We start from the raw sequence: 26,367 nt of genomic DNA on the forward strand, positions 1-26,367 counted from the left end.
ATGTGATCCGCCCCTGTCGCCGCGTCAGTGAATCCGCAGTAGCGTCGGACGGCCAATCGCGCTATGCTTTCAGTCAGACCCGGCAAACGGGCGATCAATTCGAGGCAGTGACGGCGGTATCCCATGACCGAGATGGTCTTTGGCACCACGCCCGTGCGGGCTGGTGATCCGATTCTTCCCCGATGGTGGCGCACGGTGGACCGATGGTCCCTGGCCTGCGTGCTGGGGCTATTTGCGGTGGGGCTTCTTTTGGGGCTGGCGGCTTCGGTGCCGCTTGCCGAAAAGAACGGCCTGCCGCAGTTCTATTACGTCAGCCGTCAGGCGGTCTTTGGTGCCATGGCGCTGGGGGTGATGTTGGTCGTCTCGACCTTTTCGCCCCGGCAGGTGCGTCGGCTTGGGGTCCTGTGCTTTGCCGTTGCAATGGCGGCGATCCTGCTTTTGCCCTTTATCGGCACAGACTTCGGCAAGGGCGCGGTGCGCTGGCTGCGGCTGCCGGGTGGCATGTCGGTGCAGCCGTCCGAGTTTCTGAAGCCCTGCTTTGTCGCCATCTGCGCATGGTTCATGGCCGCAAGCCAGGAGGTCGGAGGCCCGCCTGGCCGTGCCTATTCGGCGGTGCTGGCAGGCGTGGTCGTGGTGCTGCTTGCGCTGCAGCCTGACTTTGGTCAGGCCTCGCTGGTGCTCTTTTCGTGGTGCGTGATGTATTTCATCGCCGGCGCGCCGCTTTATCTGCTTTTCGGCGTGCTTGGCATGGCGATGATGGGGGGCGTCTTTGCCTATGGCGCCTCTGATCACTTTGCCCGCCGGATCAACGGCTTTCTTGCTGCCGAGGTCGATCCGCGCACCCAGCTGGGCTATGCGACCAACGCCATTCAGGAGGGCGGCTTTTTTGGCGTTGGCGTGGGCGAAGGCTCGGTCAAATGGTCGCTGCCGGACGCGCATACCGACTTTATCATCGCCGTCGCGGCCGAGGAATATGGCCTGATCCTGGTGCTGATCATCATTGCGCTATACGCGACCATCGTTATCCGTTCGCTTCTGCGCCTGCAGAATGAACGCGACCCCTTTGCCCGTATTGCCGGGACGGGACTTGCCTGTGCCTTTGGCGTGCAGGCGCTGATCAACATGGGGGTTGCGGTGCGGCTGCTGCCTGCCAAGGGCATGACGCTGCCCTTTATCAGCTATGGCGGCAGTTCGGTCATCGCTTCGGGGATTGCGGCGGGGATGCTGCTTGCGCTGACCCGCACCCGTCCTCAGGGTCGCATTGGCGACGTGCTGGGCCGAGGTCGGGGATGAGCGCCGTACAGACTCAAGGCCGGCCGCTCTGCCTGATTGCAGCAGGCGGTACCGGAGGCCATATGTTTCCCGCTCAGGCGCTGGCCGAGGTCCTGCTGGAACGCGGCTGGAGGGTAAAGCTGTCCACCGATGAACGCGGCGCGCGTTATGCCGGGGCTTTTCCGCAAGAGGTCGTGCGCGAGGTCGTCAGCTCGGCCACCACCGCACGTGGCGGGGCGCTGGCCAAGCTGGCCGTGCCGTTCCGCATTGGGGCGGGTGTCCTTGCCGCTATCCGCGCGCTGCGTGCCGACCGGCCTGCCGTGGTCGTAGGCTTTGGCGGCTATCCGACCATTCCGGCCATGTCGGCGGCGCTGGCACTGCGCATCCCGCGCATGGTTCATGAACAGAACGGCATCATGGGGCGCGTCAACGCAGCTTTTGCCCGCCGCGTTGATCGCGTCGCCTGTGGCACCTGGCCGACCCGGTTGCCATCCGGGGTGAAGGGCCTCCATACCGGCAACCCGGTGCGACAGGCGGTGCTGGATCAGGCGGGGGCTGCCTATACGCCTGCCTCCGAAGAGGGGGCGCTGAACCTTCTGGTCATTGGCGGCAGTCAGGGCGCGCGCGTGCTTTCCGACACCGTGCCCGCTGCCGTCGCCGGCCTGCCTGATGCGATGCGCGCCCGGCTGTCGGTCAGCCATCAGGCCCGCGCCGAGGATGTCGAGCGTGTGACCGCTGCCTATCTAGCCGCCGGCATTCCCGCCGAGGTGCGCCCGTTTTTCGAGGACGTGCCGCAACGGCTTGCCTCGTGCCAGTTGGTGATCAGCCGAGCCGGCGCCTCGTCGATTGCGGATATCACTGTGATCGGCCGTCCGGCCATCCTGATCCCTTATGCCGCCGCCACCGGGGACCACCAAAGCGCCAATGCCCGTGCGCTGGCGGATTCGGGCGCGGCGATCCTTTTGCCCGAATCCGTGCTTGACGCCGAAAGCCTCAGGCGCGACATGCGGGATATCCTTTCCGACAGCGCCCGCGCCACCGGCATGGCAGCGGCGGCGCTTTCGCTGGGTCGCCCGGATGCGGCGCAGCGCCTTGCAGATCTAGTGACGGAACTGACCCGATGAACGCAGCGACCAAACTTCCCGGCGAACTGGGCCCCATCCACTTTATCGGCATTGGTGGCATCGGCATGTCTGGTATCGCCGAAGTGCTGATGACGCTGGGCTATACGGTTCAGGGGTCGGATGCGAAACGCTCAAGGATCACCGACCGGCTTGAGGCCCTTGGCGCCACCGTTTTTGAAGGGCAGAGAGCCGAGAATATTGGCGATGCGGGCGTCGTCGTCATCTCGACCGCGATCAAGAAGGGCAACCCCGAGCTGGAAGAGGCGCGCCGCCGCGGTCTGCCCGTCGTGCGCCGGGCCGAGATGCTGGCCGAACTGATGCGGCTGAAATCCAACGTCGCCATTGCCGGGACCCATGGCAAGACCACGACGACGACCATGGTGGCGACCCTGCTGGACGCCGGTGGTTTTGACCCGACCGTCATCAACGGCGGCGTGATCCACGCCTATGGTTCGAACGCCCGTGCCGGGGCTGGCGAATGGATGGTGGTCGAGGCTGATGAATCGGATGGCTCGTTCAACCGTCTGCCCGCGACCATCGCCATCGTCACCAATATCGACCCCGAGCATATGGAGCATTGGGGCAGCTTTGACGCGCTGCGCAAGGGCTTTCAGGATTTCGTCTCGAACATTCCCTTTTATGGCCTTGCCGTCTGCTGCACCGATCACCCCGAGGTGCAGGCGCTGGTCGGCCGGTTGACGGACCGCCGCGTTGTCACCTTTGGCTTTAACGCTCAGGCCGATGTGCGGGCGATGAACCTGCGCTATGAGGACGGAGTAGCACATTTCGATATCGCCCTGCAGGCCGAGGCCGATCTGAATGGCGGCGATGTCCCGGTGATCGAGGGCTGCACCCTGCCGATGCCGGGCGATCATAACGTCTCGAATGCGCTTGCGGCCGTGGCGGTCGCCCGCCATCTGGGCATGAAGCGTGCCCAGATCCGTGAGGCGCTGGCCCGGTTCGGAGGCGTTGGCCGCCGCTTTACCCGCGTTGGCGTGGTGAACGGGGTCACGATCATTGATGATTATGGCCATCATCCGGTCGAAATCGCGGCGGTGCTCAAGGCCGCGCGGCAGGCGACCAAGGGACGTGTCATCGCAGTGCACCAGCCGCATCGCTATTCGCGGCTGTCGAGCCTGTTTGACGATTTCTGCACCTGCTTCAACGAGGCCGACGTCGTTGGTATTGCCGAGGTCTATGCCGCGGGCGAGGACCCGATCCCCGGTGCCTCTCGCGATGATCTGGTTGCGGGGTTGATTGCCCATGGCCATCGCCATGCCCGGGCTGTGATCGACGAAACCGATCTGGCGCGGCTCGTCCGCGAACAGGCGCGGCCCGGCGATATGGTGGTCTGCCTTGGGGCGGGCACTATTTCGGCCTGGGCGAATAATCTGCCCGAACTTCTGGCGGAGAAAGCGGCGTGATCGCCCTTGCAAGCCATCCTGCCACTGCGGCGCTTGCTGCTGTCCTTTGGGGCGTGATGGCCTGTCTCTTGCCCTTTGTGCGGCTGCGCTGGCGCTATTCGGCCTTTTGGACGCTGGTTCTTTGCGGGGTGCCGGTGCTGGGCTGGCTGACCTATCTGTGCGGGCCGGGTTTTGGCGTGCTGTTCTTTGCACTTGGCCTGTCCCTGCTTGTCTGGCCGCCGTTTGACCCCCGGCGTCGGCGCCGTGCGCTGGTCCAGCGCGGTCTGCGCTGAGCGCGAGGCTATGGGAGAGGTCTGGCTGATCGTCGCCGGGGTCGTGGTGCTGACCGGCATCATTGGCGCATTGCGGGTTGCCGCCCGGACCGGAGGCAAGCTTGCGATCGACTTTGCCTTGCTGCTTGGCTCGGCCCTGTTGTGCTACATGATCGGCGCAAGCAAGACCGGCGGTCATTTGCCCGGCCTTGCGGGCATGCTGATGAGTCTGCTGATGCTGATCGCGGCAGGTGGGCTGCTGCTGGGGGCAGGGGTGCGCTGGCTCTTTGACGGGATCGCCCGGTCAGCGCCGAAACGCCCACCCGTCGGCAGCTGGGACATCTGGCTGTTGCTGGTCCTGTCGACCCTGGCGGTGGGTTTCAGTATCGCTGAGTGACTGCTTTCCCCTGGCTGCATTGACGGCATCCGCAACGCTGATTAACGAACCGACATGACCCAGACGCTTCCTTCGCCGCGCGGCGCACTGACCCCGAACCGAGTTCTTGCCGATCTGACCTGGCTGCGCGTCGGGGGCCCTGCCGATTGGCTGTTCCAGCCTGCGGATGAGGCCGATCTGGCCGATTTCCTGGGTGATCTCGATCCCGAGTTGCCGGTTTTCCCGATGGGCGTCGGATCGAACCTGATCGTGCGCGACGGCGGTATTCGTGGTGTGGTGATCCGGCTGGGACGTGGCTTCAACGCCATTTCATGCCAGGACGGGACTGTTACCGCCGGGGCAGCCGCGCTTGACGCCCATGTCGCGCGCCGCGCGGCCGAGGCGGGGCTGGACCTGACCTTTCTGCGGACCATTCCCGGCAGTATTGGCGGTGCGGTGCGGATGAATGCGGGCTGTTATGGCTCTTATGTCGCAGATCACCTGATCTCGGTCCGTGCCGTCGCCCGTGACGGCAGTCTGCACGAAATCCCGGCCGCGGATCTGCGCCTGGCCTATCGCCATTCGGAAATTCCCGAAGGCTGGGTGATCACCGAGGCCCGCTTTCGCGCCGGGCAGGGTGACCCGCAGGCACTCGCGGCCCGGATGGATGAGCAGCTTGCCCGTCGTGACGCAAGCCAGCCCACGCGCGACCGCAGTGCTGGCTCGACCTTCCGCAATCCGGCAGGCTATTCCTCGACCGGCCGTGCCGATGACAGCCATGAATTGAAGGCATGGCGCCTGATCGACGAGGCGGGCTTGCGCGGCCACCGCCTGGGCGGTGCGCAAATGTCTGAAAAGCACCCCAATTTCCTGCTGAATGCCGATGGCGCCACGGCCGCCGACCTTGAGGCGCTAGGCGAGCTGGTGCGCCGGAAGGTGCGCGAGACGAGCGGCCATCAACTGGAATGGGAAGTCATTCGTATTGGTGAGCCGTAACTTGCCTGCCTGTCCCGAAATATCGCGCCCGATGCGAAAAGGGACTTTTGTGATTCGGCCATAACAGCTATCCTCACCGAACAAATACCCGGATCAACCGGGGACATGAGGCGGAAATTGGCGGGCAGGTCGAGCAGGACAGCCCCGAAAGTCGTGGTCCTGATGGGCGGCCCCTCGGCAGAGCGCGAGGTGTCACTGTCCTCTGGGCGTGAATGCGCGAAGGCGCTGCGGCAGGCGGGCTTTGAAGTCGTGGAACTGGATGCGGGCAGGGATCTGCCCGCGCGTCTGGCCGAGTATGCGCCTGACGTGGTCTTTAACGCGCTGCACGGCCGCTGGGGCGAGGATGGCTGCGTTCAGGGCCTGCTAGAGTGGCTGGGCTATCGCTATACGCATTCGGGCGTGCTGGCCTCGGCGCTGGCCATGGATAAAAGCCGCGCCAAACAGGTGCTGCGCCTTGCCGGGCTGCCGGTCATGGATAGCGTGATCGCCTCGGCCGATGAGGTGCGCACCCGTCATGTCATGGCCCCGCCCTATGTGGTTAAACCGAATGACGAGGGCTCTTCGGTCGGCGTGTATATCGTGCACGAGGCCGCGAACGGTCCGCCACAGCTCTCGGACCAGATGCCCGCGCGGGTGATGGTGGAAACCTATGCCCCGGGCCGGGAACTGACCGTCGCTGTGCTGAGCGACCGTGCGCTTGGCGTCACCGAGATCGTGACCAGGGGCTGGTATGATTATGATGCCAAATACAAGCCCGGCGGTTCGACCCATGTGATCCCGGCTGATATCCCGGCCGAAATCGCCGCCGCCTGCCGCGACTATGCTGTCCGCGCGCATCAGGCGCTTGGCTGCCGGGGGCTTACCCGGACGGATTTCCGCTGGGACGAAAGCCGCGGGCTGGACGGGCTGATCATCCTTGAGGTGAATACCCAGCCCGGCATGACGCCCACCTCTCTGGCCCCGGAACAGGCGGCCCATACTGGTATGGACTTTCCCGCGCTTTGCCGCTGGATCGTCGAGGAGGCGCTGTGCAGGGCCTGAATCCCTTTCACCGTGGGCATGGTGACGGTGGCCGTCCGGCCCCGGTGCGGCACGTTCCTGCGCGTCCTGCCCCGGCGCTGAACCGCGCGCCACGCCGCGATCCTGCGCCTTCGCGCCTTGCCTATCGCCTGAACCGGATGATGCTGCGTCCGCTGGTGCGGCGGCTTGTCCATATCGGCCTGCCGGCCTTTCTGGCGGCAATGGTCGCGGGGCTGTGGCTTTCCGATGAAACGCGCCGCGCCAATCTGACCGGTGGTATCAACGCCATCGTTGATCGCATCCAGCACCGCGAGGAGTTCATGGTCAAGATGATGACCATCGAAGGGGCCTCGCCGGTCGTGGACAAGGGCTTGCGCGCCATGTTGCCGGTCGATCTGCCGGCCTCCAGCTTTGACATCGACCTTGAAAAGCTGCGCGAGCGGGTGCTGAAGCTTGACGCGGTCGAGGCGGTTGATCTGCGCATCAAGCCGGGCGGGGTGCTGTCGGCGGTGGTGACCGAACGGGTGCCGGTGGTGCTGTGGCGCCATGCGCGGGGGATCGAGCTGCTTGACAAGACCGGGCATCGCGTTGCCTCGGTCACCTCGCGTGAGGTGCGGGGCGATCTGCCGATCATCGCGGGTGAGGGCGCAGACCTTGCCGCCCCCGAGGCGCTGGCCCTGATCGACGCGGCCGGGCCGATCCTGCCCCGTCTGCGCGGGCTGGAACGTATTGGAGAGCGGCGCTGGGACTTGGTTCTGGATCGCGGCCAGCGCATCAAGCTGCCCGAAGACAAGGCCCTGCAGGCGCTTGAGCGTGCCATTGCGCTGGACCGCGCCCAGGACATGTTTGAACGCGACATCGCGGTGATCGATCTGCGGCAGGAGGCACGGCCGGTGGTGCGGCTGGGGCTTGAGGCCCAGAACGCCATTCGCCGCGCGCGCGGCCAACCCGAGATCGGGCCTGACGGCAAACCGGTCGAAGCCGCCGGAAAATCCGGTGGAAAGAGCACGAAAAAGAGCGGCTAACAGCTTGGAGAGGCAGGAAGATATGAAGGATCTGTATCAGGGCCAGCGGGCAATGCGAAACATGCGCCGCCAGGCGATGCAGCGCGGCGTCATCGCGGTTCTGGATATCGGGACCTCGAAAATCGCCTGTCTTGTCCTGCAATTCGACGGTCCAAGTCAGTTCCGCGAAACCGATGGCGTCGGCCCTATGGCCGGTCAGTCGAATTTCCGGGTTATCGGTACCGCCACCACCCGTTCGCGCGGGATGCGCTATGGCGAGATCGAGACCATGGCCGAGACGGAACGCGCCATCCGCACGGTGATCCAGTCGGCGCAAAAGGTCGCCGGAACCCGGGTAGATCACGTCATCGCCTGTATCTCGGGCGCGCGTCCGGCAAGCTATGGGCTGGCGGGCGAAATCACGCTGCCTTCGGGCAAGGTCACCGAAACCGACGTGGCGCGGGTGCTGGCCTCATGCGACGTGCCCGATTTCGGGCGCGGGCGAGAGGTGCTGCACGCCCAGCCGGTGAACTTTGCCATCGACGGGCGTTCTGGTCTGTCGGACCCGCGCGACCAGTCGGGCAGCCGCCTGGCCTGCGACATGCATGTGCTGACCATCGACGGTGATGCTGCCGGGAACCTCGTCCATTGTATCCGGCGCTGCGACATGGAGCTGGCGGGCGTGGCCTCGGCCTCTTACGCCGCAGGGCTTGCTGCGCTGGTCGAGGATGAGCAGGAACTGGGCGCGGCCTGTATCGATCTGGGCGGCGGTACCACCGGCGTGTCGGTGTTCATTAAAAAGCACATGATATTTGCCGATGCGGTGCGCTTTGGCGGCGATCTGATCACCCAGGACATCGCCAAGGGTCTGCGCGTCAGCTACGCCGTGGCCGAGCGGCTGAAGACCCTGCATGGCGGGCTTGAGGCCACCGGCCGTGATGACCGCGAAATGATCGAACTGGGCGGTTCGACCGGGGACTGGGATACCGACCGCCGCAGCGTCAGCCGTGCCGATCTGATCGGCATCATGCGCCCCCGCGTCGAAGAGATCCTTGAGAAAGTGGGTGAGATCCTTGAGGCAGCGGGCTTTGATTGCATGCCCGCGCGTCAGATCGTCCTGACCGGCGGGTCAAGCCAGATCCCGGGGCTGGACGTCCTTGCCTCGCGCATTCTGGGACAGAATGTCCGTATCGGCCGGCCGCTGCGCATTCAGGGCCTGCCGCATAACGCGACCGCGCCGGGCTTTTCCTCGGCCATCGGGCTGGCGCTGCTGACGGCCCATCCGCAGGATGAATGGTGGGATTTCGACATGCCCGCCGAACATTATCCGGCGCGCAGTCTGCGCCGGGCCTATCGCTGGTTCCGCAACAACTGGTGATCAGGCAGAACCCGGATGCGGTGGTGTGGGCGGGCGTCCCCACCACATGCTGGAGTTTGGGCAAGATACCGCCGAGAACCCCGGCGATTACCGCCATATTTGGTATGCGACCTGTGTTTTTCGGGTGACGCTCGGAGAGAATCTGGCTAGGCTGAGAGCCATAGGGGATTCGACCGGACTGCGCAGATGTCCGGCGCAACAGATGTAAGGCAGGCGAGACATGGAACGGCAGATCCACCTGATGCTGAATGATGACCAGGAACTGAAGCCGCGCATTACCGTCTTCGGCGTCGGGGGCGCGGGCGGAAACGCAGTCAACAACATGATCGAAAAGCAGCTTGAGGGCGTCGAATTCGTCGTGGCGAATACCGATGCGCAGGCGCTGCAGCAGTCCAAGGCTGAAAGCCGCATCCAGCTGGGCCCGAAAGTGACCGAAGGTCTGGGCGCGGGCGCCAAGCCGACCATCGGTGCCAAGGCGGCCGAAGAAACGATCGAGGACATCGTCGATCACCTCATGGGTGCGCATATGTGCTTTATCACCGCCGGTATGGGCGGTGGCACCGGCACCGGCGCTGCCCCGATCATCGCTCAGGCCGCGCGTGAGATGGGCATCCTGACCGTCGGCGTTGTGACCAAGCCCTTCCAGTTCGAGGGCACCAAGCGGATGCGCCAGGCCGAGGAAGGGGTCGAACAGCTGCAGAAAGTTGTCGACACGCTGATCATCATTCCCAACCAGAACCTGTTCCGTCTGGCGAATGAAAAGACCACCTTCACCGAAGCCTTCGCCATGGCTGACGACGTGCTTTATCAGGGCGTCAAAGGCGTGACCGACCTGATGGTGCGTCCGGGCCTGATCAACCTCGACTTCGCCGACGTGCGCGCGGTGATGGACGAGATGGGCAAGGCGATGATGGGCACCGGCGAGGCCTCGGGCGAGAACCGCGCCGTTCAGGCGGCCGAGAAAGCCATCGCCAACCCGCTGCTGGACGAAATCAGCCTCAACGGCGCCAAGGGTGTGCTTATCAACATCACCGGTGGCTATGACCTCACCCTGTTCGAAATGGACGAGGCGGCCGAGAAGATCCGCGAGAAAGTCGATGCCGATGCCAATATCATCGTCGGTTCGACCCTCGACCCCCAGATGGAAGGTTCGATCCGCGTTTCGGTCGTGGCGACCGGCATCGACGCTTCGGTGGCCGAAATCCCGGCCCCGCGCCGTGGTATGCGCGAGCCGCTGACCCAGACCCCTTCGGTCACGCAGAAAGCGGTCGAAGAAGATATCCCGGTTCCCCCGCGCCGTACCGCTCCGGTCGCCGAATCGACCCTGCACCAGCCTGTTGCGCGCCCTCAGCCCACCGCGCCTGCCGCGCAGCACGAAGACGACGACATGCCGCGCCCGGCCTATCAGCCGGAACTGCGCCAGACCCCCGCTGCGCCTCAGGCCGGCGATGTTCTGAACGGTGACGCTGGCGGTTTTGTCGCGCCGACCCGCCGCCCGCAGGCCCCGGCCGGTACCCCGTCGGACGAGGTGATGCAGCGTCTTGCGCGCGCCGTGCAAAAGGCGCCTGAGCGTCAGGCCGCCCAGCAGGCGGCCGCCGAGCAGCCGCGTGGTCAGGGCCGCATGGCCGGTCTCAGCCGGATGCTTGAGCGCATCTCGGGTCATACCGAACAGGCGGAAAAGCCCGCGCCCTCGACCATCGCCGAACGTGTCAGTGAGCGTGTGGCTGCGCGGAATCGCAGCGGTTTTGATGCTGGGTTCGATGATCTGGCCAGCCCGGATCGTTCGGACGACAATGTTGAAATTCCCGCGTTCCTGCGCCGTCAGGCCAATTGAGCAGATCACAAAATTTCTGTGGCAGAATCGTGGAGGACCGCTTCGGCGGTCCTTTTTATTTGCAAAATCAATGGTCTGCCCGGGTCTTGAGGCTGTGTTGCAGTCCGGGGGAGTGATTGTTTCACGCCGTTACAAAACGTTAATTGAGCAATCTGCAGGGCGTGCCTAACTCAATCTGGCGGCCGTGGGGAGATTCTCCCGGCGCGGGTCGTCAACAGAGAACGGCGGGTAAGACCATGCAGATCACCATTGCTCAGAAAGCGCAGTTCCGTGGCGTCGGGCTGCATTCCGGTGCAGCCGTGCGGCTGGTGATCCTGCCTGCGCCGGTGGATCATGGCATTGTGTTCGTGCGCACCGATCTGGACGGCGCCCGCATTCCTGCCCGTTGGGACCATGTGACGCCCTCGCAGCTTTGCACCCTGCTCGACAATGGCGAGGGGGCGACCGTCTCGACGGTCGAGCATGTGATGGCGGCGCTGACCGGGACCGGAATCAACAACGCTGTGGTCGAGGTGAACGGACCCGAGGTGCCGATTCTGGACGGTTCCTCCGCACCCTTCGTGCGTGGCATTCTTGAGGCGGGTCTGCGGCAGCAGAACGCCCCGCTGCGCGCCATTCGCGTGCTGCGCGAGGTCGAGGTTCAGCAGGGTGAGGCTTATGCCCGCCTGTCCCCTGCCGATCACCTTGAGATCCATTTCGACATCGACTTTGTCGATGCGGCCATCGGCCATCAGGAAAAGCGACTCGACATGGCCAACGGCACGTTCGTGCATGAGCTCATGGACAGCCGCACCTTTTGCCGCAAGGCAGACGTGGTGAAGATGCAGGAAAGCGGTCTGGCGCTTGGCGGTACCTATCTGAACGCCGTGGTTTTTGATGGCGACAAGGTGCTGTCGCCGGGTGGGCTGCGCCACCGGGACGAGGCTGTGCGCCACAAGATGCTGGATGCGGTCGGCGATCTTGCGCTGGCCGGGGCGCCGCTGCTGGCGCGCTACACAGGCCACCGCGCGGGCCATGCCATGACCAACCGGCTGCTGCGGGCCCTGTTTGCCCAGCCGGATGCCTGGGAATGGGTGACGCTGACCCCGACGATGGAAAGCCGGCTGCCCGGTGCAGGGGTGCTGGCCTCGGCTCAGCGAATCGCTGCTGCTACCCGTCAGCTGGCCGTCGCCTGAAGGTGATGGCCGGCTTCAGCCTGCATCGCTGTTTTTCCGGTTTTGGCATTTTGCGCAACCAGATTTTCTGTGCTAGGACGACCAGGCTGCACGGGCTGTTTCCTGATGCGGCGGCATGAATTTCTGACGGGCAGGGTAGAATGACAGGCATCAGATCGGGTTCCTTGGTCGCGGCTGTGCTGTCGTTGGGCCTTCTGGCAGGATGCGCGGGCGGGGGCGGCAAAGAACCCGAATCGTTCGAGAACTTCACTGCCGAAGAAATCTACAAGCGCGGCGAGTACGAGCTTGAGAATTCGCGCAAGCCCAAGGATGCGGTGAAGTATTTCTCTGAGGTCGAGCGGCTTTACCCTTATTCCGAATGGGCCAAGCGTGCGCTGATCATGCAGGCCTATTCCTACCACCGTGCCCGCCAATACGAAGAGGCGCGGGGCGCGGCCCAGCGGTTCATCGACACCTATCCGGGCGATGAGGACGCAGCCTATGCGAAATACCTGCTGGCGCTGTCCTATTACGACCAGATAGACGAGATCGGCCGCGACCAGGGCCTGACCTTTCAGGCGCTGCAGGCGCTGCGCGAGGTGATCGAGCAATATCCCGATACGGAATATGCGCGTTCCTCGATCCTCAAGTTCGACCTAGCCTTTGACCATCTCGCCGCCAAAGAGATGGAGATTGGTCGCTACTACCTCAAGCGCGGCCATTACACCGCTGCGATCAACCGGTTCCGCGTGGTGGTCGAGGACTTCCAGACCACCTCGCACACGCCCGAGGCGCTGATGCGGTTGGTCGAGGCCTATCTGGCGCTGGGTCTGAACGATCAGGCTCAGACGGCGGGGGCGATTCTCGGCCATAACTTCCGCTCCTCGCCCTTCTATGCCGATGCTTATGCGCAGCTGCGCGGTCGCGGCCTGTCGCCCGAGGCGCGTGGCGACAGCTGGCTGACGCGTGTCTATCGGCAGGTCATTCAGGGCAAGTGGCTGTAAGCGGGCGATGCTGCGGCATCTCGATATCCGCGATATGCTGCTCATCGACCGGCTGGAGCTGGAGTTCCGGCCCGGCCTGAACGTGCTGACCGGAGAGACTGGGGCGGGTAAATCGATCCTGCTTGATTGTCTTGGGTTTGTCCTCGGCTGGCGCGGTCGTGCCGATCTGGTCCGGCAGGGCGCGACTCAGGGCGAGGTGACGGCCGTCTTTGACCTGCCGCCCGATCATCCCGCCCGCACCCTTCTGGATGAGGCGGGTTTTCCGGTCTCGGATGAACTGATCATCCGCCGCGTGAACGGTGCCGATGGGCGCAAGACCGGCTGGATCAACGACCGGCGCGCCTCGGGTGAGGTGTTGCGGACCCTGTCCGAGGTGCTGGTCGAGCTGCATGGCCAGCATGATGACCGCGGACTTTTGAACCCGCGTGGCCATCGCCTGTTGCTTGATGCCTTTGCCGGGGCGGACCTTGGCCCGACCCGCGCGGCATGGGCCGCCCGGCGCGAGGCGCGGGCCGCATTGGCTGAGGCCGAGGCCGCTTTGGCAGCTGCCAAGGACGAAGAAGAGTTCCTGCGGCATGCGGTGGCTGAACTCGATAAGCTTGATCCTCAGCCGGGCGAAGAGGACACGCTTGATACCCGCCGCCGCGCCATGCAAGGGGCCGAGCGCATCCGCGAGGACGTGGTTCGCGCCCTGCAGGCGTTGGGCACAGAGGGGGCCGAGGGCGCGATGCTGGACGCCGCGCGCTGGCTTGACGGCGCCGCCGAACGTGCCGAGGGGCGGCTTGAGGGCCCCGCAGCCGCCCTGCAACGGGCGCTGATCGAACTGGGTGAGGCGGTGTCAGGCGTCGAGGCGGCTCTTGATGCGATGGAGTTTGACCCGCGCGAGCTTGAGGCGACCGAAGAGCGGCTTTTTGCGCTGCGGGCGCTGGCGCGCAAACATGGCGTTCTGGCGGATGATCTGGCGGTGCTCGCGGATGAACTGCGTGGCCGTCTGGGTCGGATCGACGCGGGCGAGGATAATATTGCCCGTCTGCGCACCGCCGTAGACGAGGCCGATGCGCATTATGACGCCGCCGCCTCTGACCTTACGCAGCAGCGCATCGCGGCGGCCAAGCGGCTCGATGCCGCGATGGCGGCCGAACTTGCCCCGTTGAAAATGGAACGCGCGGTCTTTGCGACCCTGATATCTGAGGGCGATCCGGGGCCAGAGGGACGCGATATGGTCGCCTTTACCGTTGCGACCAATCCCGGTGCCCCTGCCGGGCCACTGGACCGCATCGCCTCGGGTGGTGAGCTGTCGCGGTTTCTGCTGGCGCTCAAGGTTTGTCTGGCGCGCGGTAATGATGCGCTGGTGCTGATATTCGACGAGATCGACCGCGGTGTCGGCGGGGCTACTGCGGATGCGGTTGGCCGTCGCCTCGCCCGGTTGGCCGAGGACGCACAGGTCCTGGTCGTCACCCACAGCCCACAGGTTGCGGCCTTGGGCGGCCATCATTTCCGGGTGGCGAAGTCGGTTCAGGGCGGCATGACCACTTCAGAGGTGGCGGCGTTGACCGACAGCCAGCGTATCGAAGAGATCGCGCGGATGCTGTCGGGCGAGGAAATCACCCCCGCCGCGAAAGAGGCTGCGCGGTCGTTGCTACGCGGCTGATCGTCGGGCTCTAGTCCATGATCTTGTCGACCTGTCGGATGATGGACAGGACACGCGCGCTTTCCGGATCATAGCGGATCAGTTTTCCATCGACGATGCCATAGCGGCTGCCGGCGGGGGCCTGACTCATTCCGTAAAGGCCGGGGCGCGTCACCTGATGCAGACGTGCGCTATCCAGCTGGTCGCCGACACGCAGCGCCGAGGATTGGGATTGGCCGACGGCCTGTGATTTGCCCGCCCCTTTCGCCTGCCCCGCCGGTTCCGCAAAGCTGGGCGGAACAAGGGCGGTAAGCAGGCAGACGATAAGAATCAGGCTCTGGCGATTGCGTGACATGGGTCCAGCCTAGCACAAGAAGCTTGCTTGTAGGTTAAACGCCGCAAGCTACCGATTGGCTCCCTCACGAATGCGAGAAATCCGGGCCCCCGGGGTGCGGGCGGTGTCAGTCGTGGCGGTGCCTTGCCTCGAATCTTGGCAGCATGGCTGAAAAATCCCTGCCTTTTCCGTCCTCTTCGTCGACAAAGCGGGCGTAAAGCGCGGCGGCAAGCTCACCCATCGGCGTGTCGGCATCGGCGGATTCGGCGGCCTGCTGGCTTAGCCGCAGGTCCTTCAGCATCAACTCGGCGGCGAAACCGGGCTTGTACCCATTATCTGCGGGCGAAGTCGGGCCAACCCCCGGTGCCGGGCAATAGGCGTTCATCGACCAGCTGTAACCCGAAGAGGTCGAGACGACATCGAACATCTTTTGCCGGTCCAGCCCCAGTTTGTCAGCAAGGGCAAAGGCTTCGCATGTGGCGATCATGGTCACGCCAAGGATCATGTTGTTGCAGATCTTTGCCGCTTGTCCGGCGCCAGATTCGCCGCAATGGACCGCCTTTTGCCCCATGATGTCGAAAAGCGGGCTGACCTTTTCAAAGGCAGCAGAGCTGCCGCCGACCATAAAGGTCAGCGTGCCGGCGCCTGCGCCCCCGACCCCGCCCGAGACCGGCGCGTCAAGTGCGCCCAGCCCTGCCGCCTGCGCATCGGCCGCGACTGCACGTGCGCTATCTACGTCGACCGTCGAGCAGTCGCACAAGACCGCGCCCGACTGCATGGCGGGGATTACCTCGGCGGCAACGGCACGCAGGATGGCGCCATTAGGCAACATGGTGATGACGACCTCGGCGCCCTGCGCCGCCTCGGGGGCACTGGCGGCCTTGGTCACGCCCTCGGGCATCGGTGCCGCCAGGTCAAAGCCGGTGACCTCATGGCCTGCCTTGGCAAGATTGGCTGCCATTGGGCCACCCATATTGCCCAGGCCGATGAATCCGATCTTCATTTGTTCTCCTCCCAGATGAGTTCATCTGCGCCCAGCGGCGCCAGCATTTCTGCGACATGCGCGGGACTCGCGTCGGCGGACCAGCGCGGGTTGCGGTCCTTGTCGATAATCTGCGCCCGCACCCCTTCCAGAAAGTCGCTGCCGGCGGTGGCGCGGGCGGTAAAGCGCAATTCGCGCGCAAGGCTGTCGCGCAGGGTGGCATCCTTGCGTGCCGCCCGCACCAGCGCCAGCGTCGCCGCCATCGACAGGGGCGAGTTGCGGCGCAGGGGTTTCAGGGCGGCCTCATTGCCAGCAGTTTCCAGCGCGGCGACAATCTCGGCCACGGTTTCGCCGGCAAAGGCAGACAGGTCCACCGTTGCAAGCGGCGCCTCGGGCGCGGGGTGGGCGCCGATCGCTGTCACATCGCCGCTTTCGGCCAGCCGCTCGATCAGCGCGGGCCACTCGGCCTCGGGGATATAGCTGTCGGCAAAGCCGGTGAATATCGCATCACCCGCACCCATCCGCGCGGCGGTCAGCCCCAGATATTCGCCGCAGCGGCCCGGAGCATGGCCAAGCAGCCAACTGCCGCCGACATCCGGGATCAGGCCGATGCCGCATTCCGGCATGGCGATCTGGGTCGTGTCGCCGACGATACGATGGCTGGCATGGCCGCCGACACCGACACCGCCGCCCATGACAAAGCCCTGCATGAAGGCGACGATGGGCTTGGGATATTCCGCGATCCGCGCATTCATGATGTATTCGTCGCGGAAGAACTCGCGTCCGACGCGGTGGTCCCCGGCCAGACCGGCGCGATAGACCGCTGCGATATCCCCGCCCGAGCAAAAGGCGCGCTCGCCCTCGGCGTCGATGATGACCAGCGCCACCTCGGGGTCGTCGCGCCATTCCCTAAGCGCGGCGTCGATTGCCAGCGCCATTTCATGGCTCAGCGCGTTCAGCGCCTGGGGCCGGTTAAAGGTCAGCCGTCCGGCGCGGCGGTCCTTACGGATGATCATATCATTCATTCAGTCACGCTCCGCCAGCAGGGCGCGGCCTATGATCAGCCGCATGATTTCATTGGTGCCTTCCAGAATCTGATGTACGCGCAGATCGCGCACGATCTTTTCCAGCCCGTAATCGGCAAGATAGCCATAACCGCCATGAAGTTGCAGGCACTGATTGGCGACATCAAAGGCGCGGTCGGTCACATGCAGTTTGGCCATGGCGCAGAATTTGGTTGCGTCACGCTCTCCGCGGTCCAGCTTCCACGCTGCCTGGCGCAGAAAGATGCGCGAGGATTGCAGTGCTGTCTCCATCTCGGCCAGACGGAATTGCAGCGCCTGAAACTGGTCGAGCGTCTGGCCAAACGCGCGTCGCTCACCCATGTAGCGCAGCGTCTGTTCAAGCGCGGCCCGAGCGCCGCCAAGCGCGCCTGCCGAGATATTCAGCCGCCCGCCGTCAAGCCCGGCCATGGCATAGGAAAAGCCGCGGCCTTCCTCGCCGATCAGGTTCTCTTCGGGGATGATGCAATCGTCGAACTGGACCTGCGCCGTCGGTTGCGCCTTCCAGCCCATTTTGTGTTCAAGCGCGCCGAAACTAAGGCCGGGGGTGCCGGCCTCGACCACCACCGTCGAGATGCCGCGCGGACCGTCCTGCCCGGTGCGCACCATGACCAGATAGCAATCCGAGTAGCTGCCACCCGAGATAAAGGCTTTGGTGCCATTGAGCTTCCACCCGCCGGGGACACGCTCCGCCCGGGTGCGCAGCGCCGCCGCGTCCGAGCCCGAGCCCGGCTCGGTCAGGCAATAGGAGAACACTTTCTTCATGCTGCACAGGTCGGGCAGCCAACGGGTCTTGTTGGCCCAGGTGCCGAATTTGTCGATCATGCCGCCACACATATTGTGGATCGACAGGAACGAACCGACCGAAGGGCAGGCCATGGCCAGTGCCTCAAAGACCAGTGTCGCGTCCAGACGGCTTAGCCCGGTGCCGCCATGTTCTTCGGCGACATAGACGCCGCCAAAGCCCAGTTCGGCCGCCTTTTGCCACAAGTCGCGGGGGATGGTGCCGGCCTCTTCCCAGGCGCGGGCGTGGGGGGCAATCTCAGTGGCCCCAAAATCCCGGGCCATGTCAAAAATCGCCTGCTGTTCCTCGCTCAGCGCGAAATCCATGCTCACTCCCTCATGTCTTTCGTGTGATATGCCGTGCCGGACATGGCCGGAAAATGTTGCGCAAGTATTGCAAGCCCTGCGCAAAGGGGCGGGGCGGTTGTCCCGGCCCATTCCTGCCCCGGTGGTCCGGGATGGAAGGGGGCGTTTCCACCCCCCTCGCTGCCATCAGTCCATGGCCTTGAAGTTCAGCGCAACGCCGTCCTTGATCCCCGAGAACCAGCGCGCGGTCACTGTCTTGGTCTTGGTGTAAAAGCGGAAGGCGTCCGGGCCATATTGGTTCAGGTCGCCAAATGCCGACTTTTTCCAGCCGCCAAAGGTGTAGTAGCTAAGCGGCACCGGGATCGGGAAGTTGATCCCGACCATGCCGACGTTGACGCGGCTGGCAAAGTCGCGCGCCGTGTCGCCGTCGGCGGTATAGATCGCGGTGCCGTTGCCATAGTCGTTGTCCATGACGAGACGCAGCGCATCTTCATAGGTCTTGGCCCGCACGGTCGAAAGCACCGGGCCAAAGACCTCTTCCTTGTAGATGTCCATCTCGGGCGTGACATTGTCAAAGAGCGACGGTCCGCAGAAGAAGCCGTTCTCATAGCCCTGGATTTTCAGCCCGCGGCCGTCCACGACCAGTTTCGCGCCCTGATCCACGCCAGAACCGATCAGGCGGTTGATGCGCTCTTGTGCGGCCTTGGTGATGACGGGACCGTAATCGACATCCTCGCCAGCGGTATAGGGGCCGACCTTCAGTTTTTCGATCTTGGGCACCAGCCGTTCGATCAGCGCATCGGCGGTCTTGTCGCCGACCGGCACCGCGACCGAGATCGCCATGCAGCGTTCGCCCGCCGCGCCGAATCCGGCGCCGACCAGTGCATCCGCCGCCTTGTCCAGATCGGCGTCGGGCATGATCAGCATGTGGTTCTTGGCGCCGCCAAAGCACTGCGCACGCTTGCCGTTGGTCGCGGCGCGGCCATAGATATATTGCGCGATCGGGGTCGAGCCGACAAAGCCCACCGCCTGAACGGTCGGATGGTCAAGGATCGCGTCGACGATCTCTTTGTCGCCATTGACCACCTGCAGCACGCCATCGGGCAGCCCGGCCTCTTGCGCCAGCTTGGCCAGCATGATCGAGGTCGAGGGCACGCGCTCGGACGGTTTCAGGATCATTGCGTTGCCGCTGGCCAGCGCCGGGCCCATCTTCCACAGCGGAATCATCGCCGGGAAGTTGAAGGGCGTGATGCCCGCGACCACGCCCAGCGGCTGACGCATCGAATAAAGGTCGATGCCCGGGCCGGCGTTGTCGGTATATTCACCCTTGAGCAGCGCCGGGGTGCCCATGCAGACCTCGATAACCTCAAGGCCACGCTGCACATCGCCGCGCGCGTCGGGCAGGGTCTTGCCGTGCTCGCGCGCGACCAGCTCGGCCAGTTGCTCCATATTGTCCTGGATAAGCTGACCGAATTTCATCATCACCCGCGCGCGGCGCTGCGGGTTGGTGGCGGCCCAGCCGATCTGCGCCTTTTCGGCGCTTTTGACCGCGGCGTCCAGCTCTGCCGGGGTTGCCAGCGGCACGCGGGCGATTACTTCGCCGGTGGCGGGGTTATAGACATCGCTAAAGCGGCCCGAGGTGCCTTTGACCTCTTTGCCGTCGATCCAGTGGCTGAGTTCTTCCATGAATGCCTCCCAGGAATGCCAGTCGGAGCGGATGATAGACTTGCAGCATTGCCGAAAAAAGAGGAAGTCTGGCAAAATCGTTTTGCATTTCTGCAAAGGGGTAAGATGGACTGGGACGATCTGCGCATCTTTCTGGCCGTGGCGCGCGCTGACAGCCTGTCGGGCGCGGGGCGCCGTCTGGGCATTGATGCCTCTACCGTCGGGCGGCGTGTGGCGCGGCTTGAAGCATCGCTGGGGGCCAAGCTTTTCGTCAAAACCCCGCAGGGATACGGGCTTGCACCCGAGGGTGAGCGGCTTTTGCCCCACGCCGAGGCGGTCGAGGCGGCGCTAAGCGAGGCTGAAGAGGCGCTCTCGGGTCCCGGGGACCTGACCGGGCAGTTGCGCATCGGCGCGCCAGACGGTTGCGCGAACTATCTTCTGCCGCAGGTCTGCGCCAAGTTGTCGCAGGATCACCCGCGGCTGGAGATTCAGATCATCGCCCTGCCGCGCGTCTTTAACCTGTCGCGGCGCGAAGCGGATATGGCCATTGCCGTTTCCCAGCCGCAGGCCGGGCGGCTGGTGGTGCAGCGTCTGACCGATTATCAGCTGCACCTTGCCGCGCATCAGGATTATCTGCGCGCCCATCCGCCGATCCGCTCACGCGAGGATCTGCATGGCCATCGCATGATCGGCTATATCGCCGACATGATCTTTGACCGGGAACTGGATTATCTGCCTGAAACCGGGATGGAATGGGCGGCGCTGACGTCGAATTCCGTTTCTGTGCAGATGCAGGCGATCCGGGCAGGGGCGGGACTTGGGATCGTGCATGATTTTGCCATCCCCTTTTGCCCCGGAGTGCGGCGGGTGCTGACCGATCAGGTTTCGCTGACACGCAGTTTTTGGTTGATCCGTCATGCTGATGACCGCCGCTCGCAACGCATGAACCGACTGGCCGAGGCGCTGGCGCAGGGGATCCGCGCCGAGGTCGCGCGCCTTCAGGCTTTGGTCGTGCCCTGAGACGCTGCACTGCAACAGCAGTCTTGACGCAAGGCCGGCTTGAGGTGACGCTGATGGTCACGAGCTAAGCCAGCCCGACCCGAGGAGGAACCGCGATGCTAGTTACTCAGATCCTGTCGATGAAGCCTAGCGGCGATATCATCACCGTCGCACCGGATGCCAGCGTGGCCGATGCCGCCAGGCTGCTTTCGGAAAAGCGCATCGGTGCGGTCGTGGTCTCTGAGGATGGGCGCATTCCGCTGGGCATCCTGTCCGAACGCGACATCGTGCGCGAACTGGGCAGGCGCGGTGCCGCTGTCCTGACCCTGCCGATCAGCGAACTGATGACCCGCAAACTGATTACCTGCACCACGGGCGAGGATGCGTTGGTCATTCTGGACCGCATGACCCAGGGGCGTTTCCGTCACTTGCCGGTGGTGAACGACGAAGGCGAAATGGTCGGTCTGGTTTCGATCGGCGATACGGTTTCGGCCCGGCTGAAAGAGTTGGCGGCCGAGAAAGAGGCGCTGACCGGCATGATCATGGGGAACTGATTGCCGGGGAGCCTTTTTTTGCTGTTATGGCAAAAAAAGCTCACTGCCTTGCATTTTCTTGCAAAACTCTGTTTGACTGCCGGCATCAGGCGAGGAGAAGGACCTTTTCATGCGCATCGGGCTATACCCCGGCACCTTCGATCCTATCACCTTGGGACATCTCGATATTATTCAGCGCGCGCTGGAACTGGTGGACAGGCTGGTGATCGGCGTTGCCATCAACCGCGACAAGGGACCGCTGTTCGAGCTGGAAGATCGCGTCGCCATGGTGCGCGAGGAATGTGACCGCATCGTAGCCCAGCGTGGCGGTGAGATTGTCGTCCATCCCTTTGAAAACCTGCTCATTGATTGCGCCCGCGATGTGGGGGCCAAAGTGATCGTCCGCGGTCTGCGGGCAGTGGCCGATTTCGAATATGAATTCCAGATGGTCGGTATGAACCGGGCCATGGACGACAGCATCGAAACCGTCTTTCTGATGGCCGATGCCCGCCGTCAGGCGATTGCGTCAAAGCTGGTCAAGGAAATCGCCCGGTTGGGCGGGGACGTATCGAAATTCGTCTCGCCCTCTGTCCGGGATGCGCTGGTCGGCCGGTTCACGCGCTAAGGCTTTTGCTGTTTCTTTATGTTTGGCCTGCTAACCTTTGTCCAGGCGACGGAGGAGCGGTTGGCCATGCACGATTCGGAACCAAAGCCCATTCCCATCCCGATCCCCGAACCGGGGCGGTCGCCGCTGCCTGATCCCGCACCGGATCCCGGCCCGGATGAAATTCCATTGCCTGCTGTGGTCGGGTTCGAGGCCATCCCTGCGGCCCTGGCTGAGGGCTGGCGGGATTTCCGGCGTGCTCCGGCCTTTGGGCTGCTGTTTGCTGCCTTTTACGTCGCGGGCGGGCTGGTCCTGTCCGCCGTAACCATGGCTGCAGGACGGGAATGGTGGCTTATCCCCTTTATCGTCGGGTTTCCCCTGATCGCGCCCTTTGCTGCTGTGGGGCTTTATGAGGTCAGCCGCCGGATCGAGGCGGACCAGCCGCTGATCTGGCGCGAGGTGGTGGCGGTGGTCATCGCGCAAAAAGACCGGCAGATTCCCTCAATGGCCATGGTGATCCTACTGCTCTTTATGTTCTGGGTCTTTGCTGCCCATACCATCTTTGCCCTGTTCATGGGCGCATCGGCGCTGACAAATATCTCCTCATCTGCCGAGGCGGTGTTGCAGGGACGGGGGCTTGCGATGCTGGCCACCGGCACGCTGGTCGGAGGCGGGCTGGCTGCGCTGCTTTTCTCGATCTCTGTGGTCGGGCTGCCGCTGATCCTTGATCGTGAGGTGGACCTTATCTCGGCCATCATCACCAGCTTTCAGGCGGTGGCGGTCAATTTTCCGGTCATGCTGGTCTGGGCTCTGGTGATCGCCGGGCTGCTGTTTGCCGCGATCCTGCCGCTGTTTCTGGGGCTGTTTGTCGCGCTACCGGTGCTGGGTCACGCAAGCTGGCACATGTACCGGCGGCTGATGCCGGACGACGCTTGGGAGTGAGAAAGGGCGGCCAATGGGCCGCCCAGGATCCGGTCACAGGTCGAACAGACCTTTTATTCTGAATCGTCGCTAACCGGGCGCGCGACGGGCGGCGCCAGCTTCGGCGTCACGCCATTGGCCAATGGGTCCTCTTGACGCTGGACCGAACCTTCGAAATGGGCCCCGGATTCGATCGCGATGGTCTTATGGATGATGTCGCCTTCGACCCGCGCAGTGGCGGTCAGGCGAACTTTCAGCCCGCGGACGCGGCCAACGACACGGCCGTTCACCACCACTTCTTCGGCGACGATTTCCCCACGGATGGTGGCGCTTTCGCCGACGACCAGTTGATGGGCGCGGATATCGCCTTCCACGGTGCCCTCGACCTGAATGTCACCTTGGGTCTGGATATTGCCGGTGACCGTCAGGTCCGCCGCCAGCACCGAAGGCGGCGTGCGCGTGCGCGCAGTGGTCGCGGGGATATCGTAACTCGTGTCGACGCGCGCGGGTTCGGGCTCGGGCGTAGGCTGGGTACGGGGGCCTGGTTCGGTAACACGGGTCTTAGAAAACATTCTGGGCTGCCTTGATGAATCGCATAGGGTCCACGGCACGGCCGTTCACGCGAACTTCGTAATGAAGATGCGAGCCGGTCGATCTGCCGGTATTGCCCATATCACCGATCAAGCTGCCGCGCGATACCTTTTGGCCAACCTTGACCCGAATCTTGGACAAATGGCCAAAGCGGGTTTCGGTGCCCAGCTCATGCTGGATCTTGATCAGGTTGCCATAGCCGCGCTGCCAGCCGGCAAAGATGACCGTGCCTTCGCCTGTCGCATAAACCGGCGTTCCGACCGGAGCGGCCATGTCGATGCCCTCATGCGAGCGGCCCCAGCGGCGGCCAAAGGGCGAGGTATAGCGAAAGGCCGATTTGACCGGCATCGCCAGCGGCATTTTTTCGACGGCGATACGATAGCTGTTCATCTGATCCAGCGTGATCAGGATCTCGTTCGCCTTGGCCTCGCCCTGAGTAATGGCGGCATTGCCGCTGGACGAATAGCTGACCGGGTTCAGGGGGCCGCCCTGGCCGGAATAGCCCTGACGGACTTTGCGCAGGACCTCGTCCGGGTTCATGCCAACGCTGCGGAACATGTCGTCAAGCGGTTTGACGGAGACACTGACAGCGTCTTCCAGCTGCGAAAGGATCTGATCGTTCCGGGCAACGATCTGGTCACGCTCTAATGCAAGCGCATCGGCCACGCGGCGCGCGTCCTCGGCCTGCTGCACGGCATCGGCGCGGGCGTTGGCGGCCTGCTCCAGCTCACCGGCAAGGATGTCCAGGGCGGCCTGCAACTCGGCGGTGCGGACGGGTGCTGCTTCACTGTTGGCGGCGTTAGCCTCGCGGCTGGCCTTTACGGCCTGTTGCAGGCTGGCGTGAACGGCGTCGAGGCCGGTTTCCAGCTCACGCCGCTGCGCCTCGGATTCCAGAAGCAGCGATTGCATGCGCGAGACCTGATCCAGCGCGACGGCAAAGCGGTTCTGCGCTGCCACAGCTTCGGCGGCACGGCGATCACGTTCGGCCGAAAGATCGGTCAGCCGCGCCTCAAGTGTGGACTGGCTATGCACTGCGCCATTACGCGCCCCGCTGGGGGCAATCGCATCAATGACAAGGATAGAGCTGGCGACGATCGACCAGCCAAAAACCAGGGTGATACCGCCGATCGCGGCAAGTTGGGTTGCGGGCCGCAGTCGCAGAAAACGGGTGCTCTTGTCCGATTTGAGAAAAAGGCGCTGCTCTGGCAGCCAGCGTTCAAGCACCGAATTCAGGCGACGGGTGATGCGCAATGTCCCAGGTCCATTGTTGTTCCGACCGTGCTGCAGGGGCAGTTTTGGTCTTGGCTGGGCAGGGATAAATCCGACCTGTGCTCAAAGCGCAACAGGGGCGGGCCGCTTAGGCAGGGTTTGGGCGGATTGATGCCGATACGCCGGGCGGGTGCAGGTGGATATCCGCCGGTGGTGGTGCGGTGAAATCTTGCAACCTTAGATAGAGAATCTGGGTTTTGCTGATAACGAGATGGAATCGCTGTATATTACTGCGATTGCTGAATTTTTGCCGGGACCGATGAAATTGCATGGGTGGTTTTGCCACAGGCTCGCCATCCCGACTGTTCGCCGGGCACCAGCCGTCCCCGGCATCGGATCGGGCACGATGGCCAGCACTGATTCTGCCCGGCGACCTAAATTTTTGACGGAACCAGTGCAGGGTTTCGGCGTTTTCGCCGGTTCAGGCGATCTCATAGGGCAGGGGGCCGGGCCGATCCTGCGGGATGCGGATATGGCGGTCCACCGGAGGCACTGACCGTTGGTGGCAGTTCGACCGTGGGCAGATGCGGCATGACACCCCAATCGGTTCAAAAAGCTGCGGGTTCCCGATATCCAGCCCGTCTGCATAGACCATCTCGCGCGCATGGCTGATCTCGCATCCCAGCCCGATGGCAAAGCGCCGGACGGGCGCGCCAAAGGCCCCGCCGGGTTTCGAGACATCGCGTGCGAGCAGCAGATAGCGCTTGCCGTCCGGTGTTTCGGCCAGCTGGCGCAGGAAACGGCCCGGGGTCTCGAACGCCTGATGCACATTCCACAGCGGGCAGGCGCCGCCGAAACGGGCAAACTGCATCCGGGTGGCCGAATGGCGCTTGGTGATCGTGCCAGCCTGATCGACGCGGACGAAAAAGAACGGCACGCCGCGATCTCCGCCGCGTTGCAGGGTAGAGAGGCGATGGGCGACCTGCTCAAGCGAGGCGTGGAACAGATGGGCCAGCCTTTCGAGGTCGTGACGCTCGGCCCGCGCGGTTTGCAAAAAGCGCGCATAGGGCATCATTGCGGCCCCGGCGAAATAGTTCGCCAGCCCCAGTCGCGCGATGTCGCGGGCCGAGGTGCTGCGGAAGCGCGCAAGCTCCAGCGTCGCTTCAAGCAGGTCACCACGCGTTTCCAGCGCCAGCAGGTGCAATAGCTGAAAGGCCTGTGTCGCGGGTTCGGCGGCGGCGTTCAGCGTGACTCGTTTGCCTTCGCGCAGATAGACCGGGGCGCTGCCAAGCTCGGCCATGGTGACCTCGATCCCGCGTTCGGCCAGTGCGGCGATAGCGCGGTCAAGCGGGCGCAGCTCGGGGCGAATGCGGGCGAAATGCTCGGCCGCGCGGTCCACCGCGTCGATGTAATTGTCGCAGTAGTGAAAGAAATCCCGCACCTCTTCCCAAGGTGAGGGGGTGGCGTTTTGCGCTCCGGCGCCAAGCGCCTCGTCCAGGGCCGCCAGTCGTTCCTGCCCCTCGCGGTGGGCGCGGTAAAGGTCCAGAAACGCGCGTGCCAACGCTGGCGCATTGGTTGCGGCAAGTCGCAGATCGGCGCGGGGCGGAGGCGAGTCGAACAGCGGATCAGCCAGCGCCTCGGCCATATCCATGACCATGCGTTCGGCATCACCCACCGCCATCGCACCCAGATCGACCGAGAATTCCGACGCGAGCTTCAGCAGCACCCCGGCCGAAACCGGGCGATGGTTGTTTTCCATCTGCGACAGATAGGGCAGCGACACGCCCAGCCGGTCGGCGAAGGTGCGCTGGGTCAGGCCCGCGCGTGCGCGGGTTTCGCGCAGGGCAACGCCAGCATAGATCTTTTGCGTGGCCATGGGACTCCTCTTTGCAAAGCAACCAATACGCTTTGC

25 protein-coding genes are annotated in these 26,367 nt (G+C 64.0%); 17 read left to right on the forward strand and 8 right to left on the reverse strand.

All coding sequences use genetic code 11. The annotated features are described in order from the left end of the window. The first annotated feature begins 123 nt into the window (after nucleotides 1-123). From M511_RS13490 to recN, 13 genes are all read left to right on the forward strand, one after another. On the forward strand, nucleotides 124-1,293 hold the full coding sequence (locus tag M511_RS13490; RefSeq protein ID WP_010397972.1) for a peptidoglycan glycosyltransferase FtsW: 1,170 nt from the start codon (nucleotides 124-126) through the stop codon (nucleotides 1,291-1,293). After that, complete coding sequence (gene murG / locus M511_RS13495) at nucleotides 1,290-2,396, forward strand: undecaprenyldiphospho-muramoylpentapeptide beta-N-acetylglucosaminyltransferase (protein WP_085502460.1); 1,107 nt, start codon at nucleotides 1,290-1,292, stop codon at nucleotides 2,394-2,396. Before M511_RS13490 ends, murG begins: the two co-directional genes overlap by 4 nt. After that, complete coding sequence (gene murC / locus M511_RS13500; protein ID WP_085502461.1) at nucleotides 2,393-3,820, forward strand: UDP-N-acetylmuramate--L-alanine ligase; 1,428 nt, start codon at nucleotides 2,393-2,395, stop codon at nucleotides 3,818-3,820. The genes murG and murC overlap by 4 nt, the downstream gene beginning before the upstream one ends. Next, nucleotides 3,817-4,092: a DUF2484 family protein gene (locus M511_RS13505; RefSeq protein ID WP_010397979.1), complete on the forward strand. Its 276-nt coding sequence runs from the start codon at nucleotides 3,817-3,819 to the stop codon at nucleotides 4,090-4,092. Before murC ends, M511_RS13505 begins: the two co-directional genes overlap by 4 nt. Next, nucleotides 4,064-4,468, forward strand: a complete 405-nt coding sequence (locus M511_RS13510) for a hypothetical protein (RefSeq protein WP_227493514.1) — start codon at nucleotides 4,064-4,066, stop codon at nucleotides 4,466-4,468. Before M511_RS13505 ends, M511_RS13510 begins: the two co-directional genes overlap by 29 nt. Before the next feature lie 54 nt (nucleotides 4,469-4,522). Further along, the gene (gene murB, locus M511_RS13515) at nucleotides 4,523-5,443 is read left to right on the forward strand and encodes a UDP-N-acetylmuramate dehydrogenase (RefSeq protein WP_010397982.1); all 921 of its coding nucleotides are present in this window, start codon (nucleotides 4,523-4,525) and stop codon (nucleotides 5,441-5,443) included. 105 nt (nucleotides 5,444-5,548) lie between these two features. Further along, a complete protein-coding gene (locus tag M511_RS13520) occupies nucleotides 5,549-6,484 on the forward strand; it encodes a D-alanine--D-alanine ligase (protein ID WP_085502462.1) in 936 nt (311 codons plus the stop codon). Continuing rightward, nucleotides 6,472-7,488: a cell division protein FtsQ/DivIB gene (locus tag M511_RS13525; RefSeq protein ID WP_085502463.1), complete on the forward strand. Its 1,017-nt coding sequence runs from the start codon at nucleotides 6,472-6,474 to the stop codon at nucleotides 7,486-7,488. Before M511_RS13520 ends, M511_RS13525 begins: the two co-directional genes overlap by 13 nt. Nucleotides 7,489-7,510: 22 nt before the next feature. Continuing rightward, nucleotides 7,511-8,845 carry a cell division protein FtsA gene (ftsA, locus tag M511_RS13530; RefSeq protein ID WP_010397988.1) on the forward strand — a complete coding sequence of 445 codons (1,335 nt, stop codon included), beginning with the start codon at nucleotides 7,511-7,513 and terminating at the stop codon, nucleotides 8,843-8,845. Nucleotides 8,846-9,065: 220 nt separating this feature from the next. Beyond that, nucleotides 9,066-10,679, forward strand: coding sequence for a cell division protein FtsZ (ftsZ, locus tag M511_RS13535; protein ID WP_010397991.1), 1,614 nt, complete (start codon nucleotides 9,066-9,068; stop codon nucleotides 10,677-10,679). A 236-nt stretch (nucleotides 10,680-10,915) separates the two neighbouring features. Next, the gene (lpxC, locus tag M511_RS13540; protein WP_085502464.1) at nucleotides 10,916-11,854 is read left to right on the forward strand and encodes a UDP-3-O-acyl-N-acetylglucosamine deacetylase; all 939 of its coding nucleotides are present in this window, start codon (nucleotides 10,916-10,918) and stop codon (nucleotides 11,852-11,854) included. Between the two features lie 140 nt (nucleotides 11,855-11,994). Next, nucleotides 11,995-12,837: an outer membrane protein assembly factor BamD gene (locus M511_RS13545; protein ID WP_010397995.1), complete on the forward strand. Its 843-nt coding sequence runs from the start codon at nucleotides 11,995-11,997 to the stop codon at nucleotides 12,835-12,837. A 7-nt stretch (nucleotides 12,838-12,844) separates the two neighbouring features. Continuing rightward, complete coding sequence (gene recN / locus M511_RS13550; protein WP_010397996.1) at nucleotides 12,845-14,488, forward strand: DNA repair protein RecN; 1,644 nt, start codon at nucleotides 12,845-12,847, stop codon at nucleotides 14,486-14,488. A gap of 10 nt (nucleotides 14,489-14,498) precedes the next feature. Here the strand turns inward: recN and M511_RS13555 are convergent, their stop codons facing one another. The 5 genes from M511_RS13555 to M511_RS13575 form a co-directional block, all read right to left on the reverse strand. Then, nucleotides 14,499-14,822: a hypothetical protein gene (locus M511_RS13555; protein ID WP_010397998.1), complete on the reverse strand. Its 324-nt coding sequence runs from the start codon at nucleotides 14,820-14,822 to the stop codon at nucleotides 14,499-14,501. A 106-nt stretch (nucleotides 14,823-14,928) separates the two neighbouring features. After that, the gene (gene mmsB, locus M511_RS13560; protein ID WP_085502465.1) at nucleotides 14,929-15,804 is read right to left on the reverse strand and encodes a 3-hydroxyisobutyrate dehydrogenase; all 876 of its coding nucleotides are present in this window, start codon (nucleotides 15,802-15,804) and stop codon (nucleotides 14,929-14,931) included. Then, complete coding sequence (locus tag M511_RS13565; RefSeq protein WP_085502466.1) at nucleotides 15,801-16,808, reverse strand: enoyl-CoA hydratase/isomerase family protein; 1,008 nt, start codon at nucleotides 16,806-16,808, stop codon at nucleotides 15,801-15,803. The genes mmsB and M511_RS13565 overlap by 4 nt, the downstream gene beginning before the upstream one ends. Then, nucleotides 16,809-17,954 carry an acyl-CoA dehydrogenase family protein gene (locus tag M511_RS13570; RefSeq protein ID WP_085502467.1) on the reverse strand — a complete coding sequence of 382 codons (1,146 nt, stop codon included), beginning with the start codon at nucleotides 17,952-17,954 and terminating at the stop codon, nucleotides 16,809-16,811. Nucleotides 17,955-18,119: 165 nt separating this feature from the next. Beyond that, complete coding sequence (locus M511_RS13575; RefSeq protein WP_010398007.1) at nucleotides 18,120-19,619, reverse strand: CoA-acylating methylmalonate-semialdehyde dehydrogenase; 1,500 nt, start codon at nucleotides 19,617-19,619, stop codon at nucleotides 18,120-18,122. 105 nt (nucleotides 19,620-19,724) lie between these two features. Between M511_RS13575 and M511_RS13580 the strand changes: the two genes are divergently transcribed. The 4 genes from M511_RS13580 (at nucleotide 19,725) to M511_RS13595 (ending at nucleotide 22,676) form a co-directional block, all read left to right on the forward strand. Beyond that, the gene (locus M511_RS13580; RefSeq protein WP_029372343.1) at nucleotides 19,725-20,618 is read left to right on the forward strand and encodes a LysR family transcriptional regulator; all 894 of its coding nucleotides are present in this window, start codon (nucleotides 19,725-19,727) and stop codon (nucleotides 20,616-20,618) included. Between the two features lie 95 nt (nucleotides 20,619-20,713). Beyond that, nucleotides 20,714-21,151 carry a CBS domain-containing protein gene (locus tag M511_RS13585; RefSeq protein WP_010398012.1) on the forward strand — a complete coding sequence of 146 codons (438 nt, stop codon included), beginning with the start codon at nucleotides 20,714-20,716 and terminating at the stop codon, nucleotides 21,149-21,151. A 109-nt stretch (nucleotides 21,152-21,260) separates the two neighbouring features. Continuing rightward, complete coding sequence (gene coaD / locus M511_RS13590) at nucleotides 21,261-21,755, forward strand: pantetheine-phosphate adenylyltransferase (protein ID WP_010398014.1); 495 nt, start codon at nucleotides 21,261-21,263, stop codon at nucleotides 21,753-21,755. 66 nt (nucleotides 21,756-21,821) lie between these two features. Then, nucleotides 21,822-22,676 carry a DUF2189 domain-containing protein gene (locus tag M511_RS13595; RefSeq protein ID WP_240547634.1) on the forward strand — a complete coding sequence of 285 codons (855 nt, stop codon included), beginning with the start codon at nucleotides 21,822-21,824 and terminating at the stop codon, nucleotides 22,674-22,676. Nucleotides 22,677-22,729: 53 nt separating this feature from the next. Here the strand turns inward: M511_RS13595 and M511_RS13600 are convergent, their stop codons facing one another. The 3 genes from M511_RS13600 to M511_RS13610 form a co-directional block, all read right to left on the reverse strand. Beyond that, complete coding sequence (locus M511_RS13600; protein WP_010398018.1) at nucleotides 22,730-23,227, reverse strand: bactofilin family protein; 498 nt, start codon at nucleotides 23,225-23,227, stop codon at nucleotides 22,730-22,732. Further along, the gene (locus M511_RS13605; RefSeq protein WP_085502469.1) at nucleotides 23,217-24,497 is read right to left on the reverse strand and encodes a M23 family metallopeptidase; all 1,281 of its coding nucleotides are present in this window, start codon (nucleotides 24,495-24,497) and stop codon (nucleotides 23,217-23,219) included. The genes M511_RS13600 and M511_RS13605 overlap by 11 nt, the downstream gene beginning before the upstream one ends. Nucleotides 24,498-24,936: 439 nt before the next feature. Further along, nucleotides 24,937-26,331, reverse strand: a complete 1,395-nt coding sequence (locus M511_RS13610; RefSeq protein WP_010398023.1) for a helix-turn-helix domain-containing protein — start codon at nucleotides 26,329-26,331, stop codon at nucleotides 24,937-24,939. Nucleotides 26,332-26,367 lie beyond the last annotated feature (36 nt).

It is taken from the genome of Paracoccus sp. J56, from assembly GCF_019633685.1.
GTDB lineage: Bacteria > Pseudomonadota > Alphaproteobacteria > Rhodobacterales > Rhodobacteraceae > Paracoccus > Paracoccus kondratievae.

What these genes read in the sequence shown, in the direction of transcription:
- M511_RS13520 (WP_085502462.1), top strand. Translation starts at nt 5,549, where the DNA reads ATGAGGCGGAAATTGGCGGGCAGGTCGAGCAGGACAGCCCCGAAAGTC.
- M511_RS13565 (WP_085502466.1), bottom strand. Translation starts at nt 16,808, where the DNA reads ATGAATGATATGATCATCCGTAAGGACCGCCGCGCCGGACGGCTGACC.
- M511_RS13595 (WP_240547634.1), top strand. Translation starts at nt 21,822, where the DNA reads ATGCACGATTCGGAACCAAAGCCCATTCCCATCCCGATCCCCGAACCG.
- M511_RS13555 (WP_010397998.1), bottom strand. Translation starts at nt 14,822, where the DNA reads ATGTCACGCAATCGCCAGAGCCTGATTCTTATCGTCTGCCTGCTTACC.
- recN (WP_010397996.1), top strand. Translation starts at nt 12,845, where the DNA reads ATGCTGCGGCATCTCGATATCCGCGATATGCTGCTCATCGACCGGCTG.
- M511_RS13545 (WP_010397995.1), top strand. Translation starts at nt 11,995, where the DNA reads ATGACAGGCATCAGATCGGGTTCCTTGGTCGCGGCTGTGCTGTCGTTG.
- M511_RS13585 (WP_010398012.1), top strand. Translation starts at nt 20,714, where the DNA reads ATGCTAGTTACTCAGATCCTGTCGATGAAGCCTAGCGGCGATATCATC.
- mmsB (WP_085502465.1), bottom strand. Translation starts at nt 15,804, where the DNA reads ATGAAGATCGGATTCATCGGCCTGGGCAATATGGGTGGCCCAATGGCA.
- murB (WP_010397982.1), top strand. Translation starts at nt 4,523, where the DNA reads ATGACCCAGACGCTTCCTTCGCCGCGCGGCGCACTGACCCCGAACCGA.
- M511_RS13490 (WP_010397972.1), top strand. Translation starts at nt 124, where the DNA reads ATGACCGAGATGGTCTTTGGCACCACGCCCGTGCGGGCTGGTGATCCG.
- murG (WP_085502460.1), top strand. Translation starts at nt 1,290, where the DNA reads ATGAGCGCCGTACAGACTCAAGGCCGGCCGCTCTGCCTGATTGCAGCA.
- coaD (WP_010398014.1), top strand. Translation starts at nt 21,261, where the DNA reads ATGCGCATCGGGCTATACCCCGGCACCTTCGATCCTATCACCTTGGGA.
- M511_RS13570 (WP_085502467.1), bottom strand. Translation starts at nt 17,954, where the DNA reads ATGGATTTCGCGCTGAGCGAGGAACAGCAGGCGATTTTTGACATGGCC.
- M511_RS13575 (WP_010398007.1), bottom strand. Translation starts at nt 19,619, where the DNA reads ATGGAAGAACTCAGCCACTGGATCGACGGCAAAGAGGTCAAAGGCACC.
- M511_RS13610 (WP_010398023.1), bottom strand. Translation starts at nt 26,331, where the DNA reads ATGGCCACGCAAAAGATCTATGCTGGCGTTGCCCTGCGCGAAACCCGC.
- ftsA (WP_010397988.1), top strand. Translation starts at nt 7,511, where the DNA reads ATGAAGGATCTGTATCAGGGCCAGCGGGCAATGCGAAACATGCGCCGC.
- ftsZ (WP_010397991.1), top strand. Translation starts at nt 9,066, where the DNA reads ATGGAACGGCAGATCCACCTGATGCTGAATGATGACCAGGAACTGAAG.
- lpxC (WP_085502464.1), top strand. Translation starts at nt 10,916, where the DNA reads ATGCAGATCACCATTGCTCAGAAAGCGCAGTTCCGTGGCGTCGGGCTG.
- M511_RS13580 (WP_029372343.1), top strand. Translation starts at nt 19,725, where the DNA reads ATGGACTGGGACGATCTGCGCATCTTTCTGGCCGTGGCGCGCGCTGAC.
- murC (WP_085502461.1), top strand. Translation starts at nt 2,393, where the DNA reads ATGAACGCAGCGACCAAACTTCCCGGCGAACTGGGCCCCATCCACTTT.
- M511_RS13600 (WP_010398018.1), bottom strand. Translation starts at nt 23,227, where the DNA reads ATGTTTTCTAAGACCCGTGTTACCGAACCAGGCCCCCGTACCCAGCCT.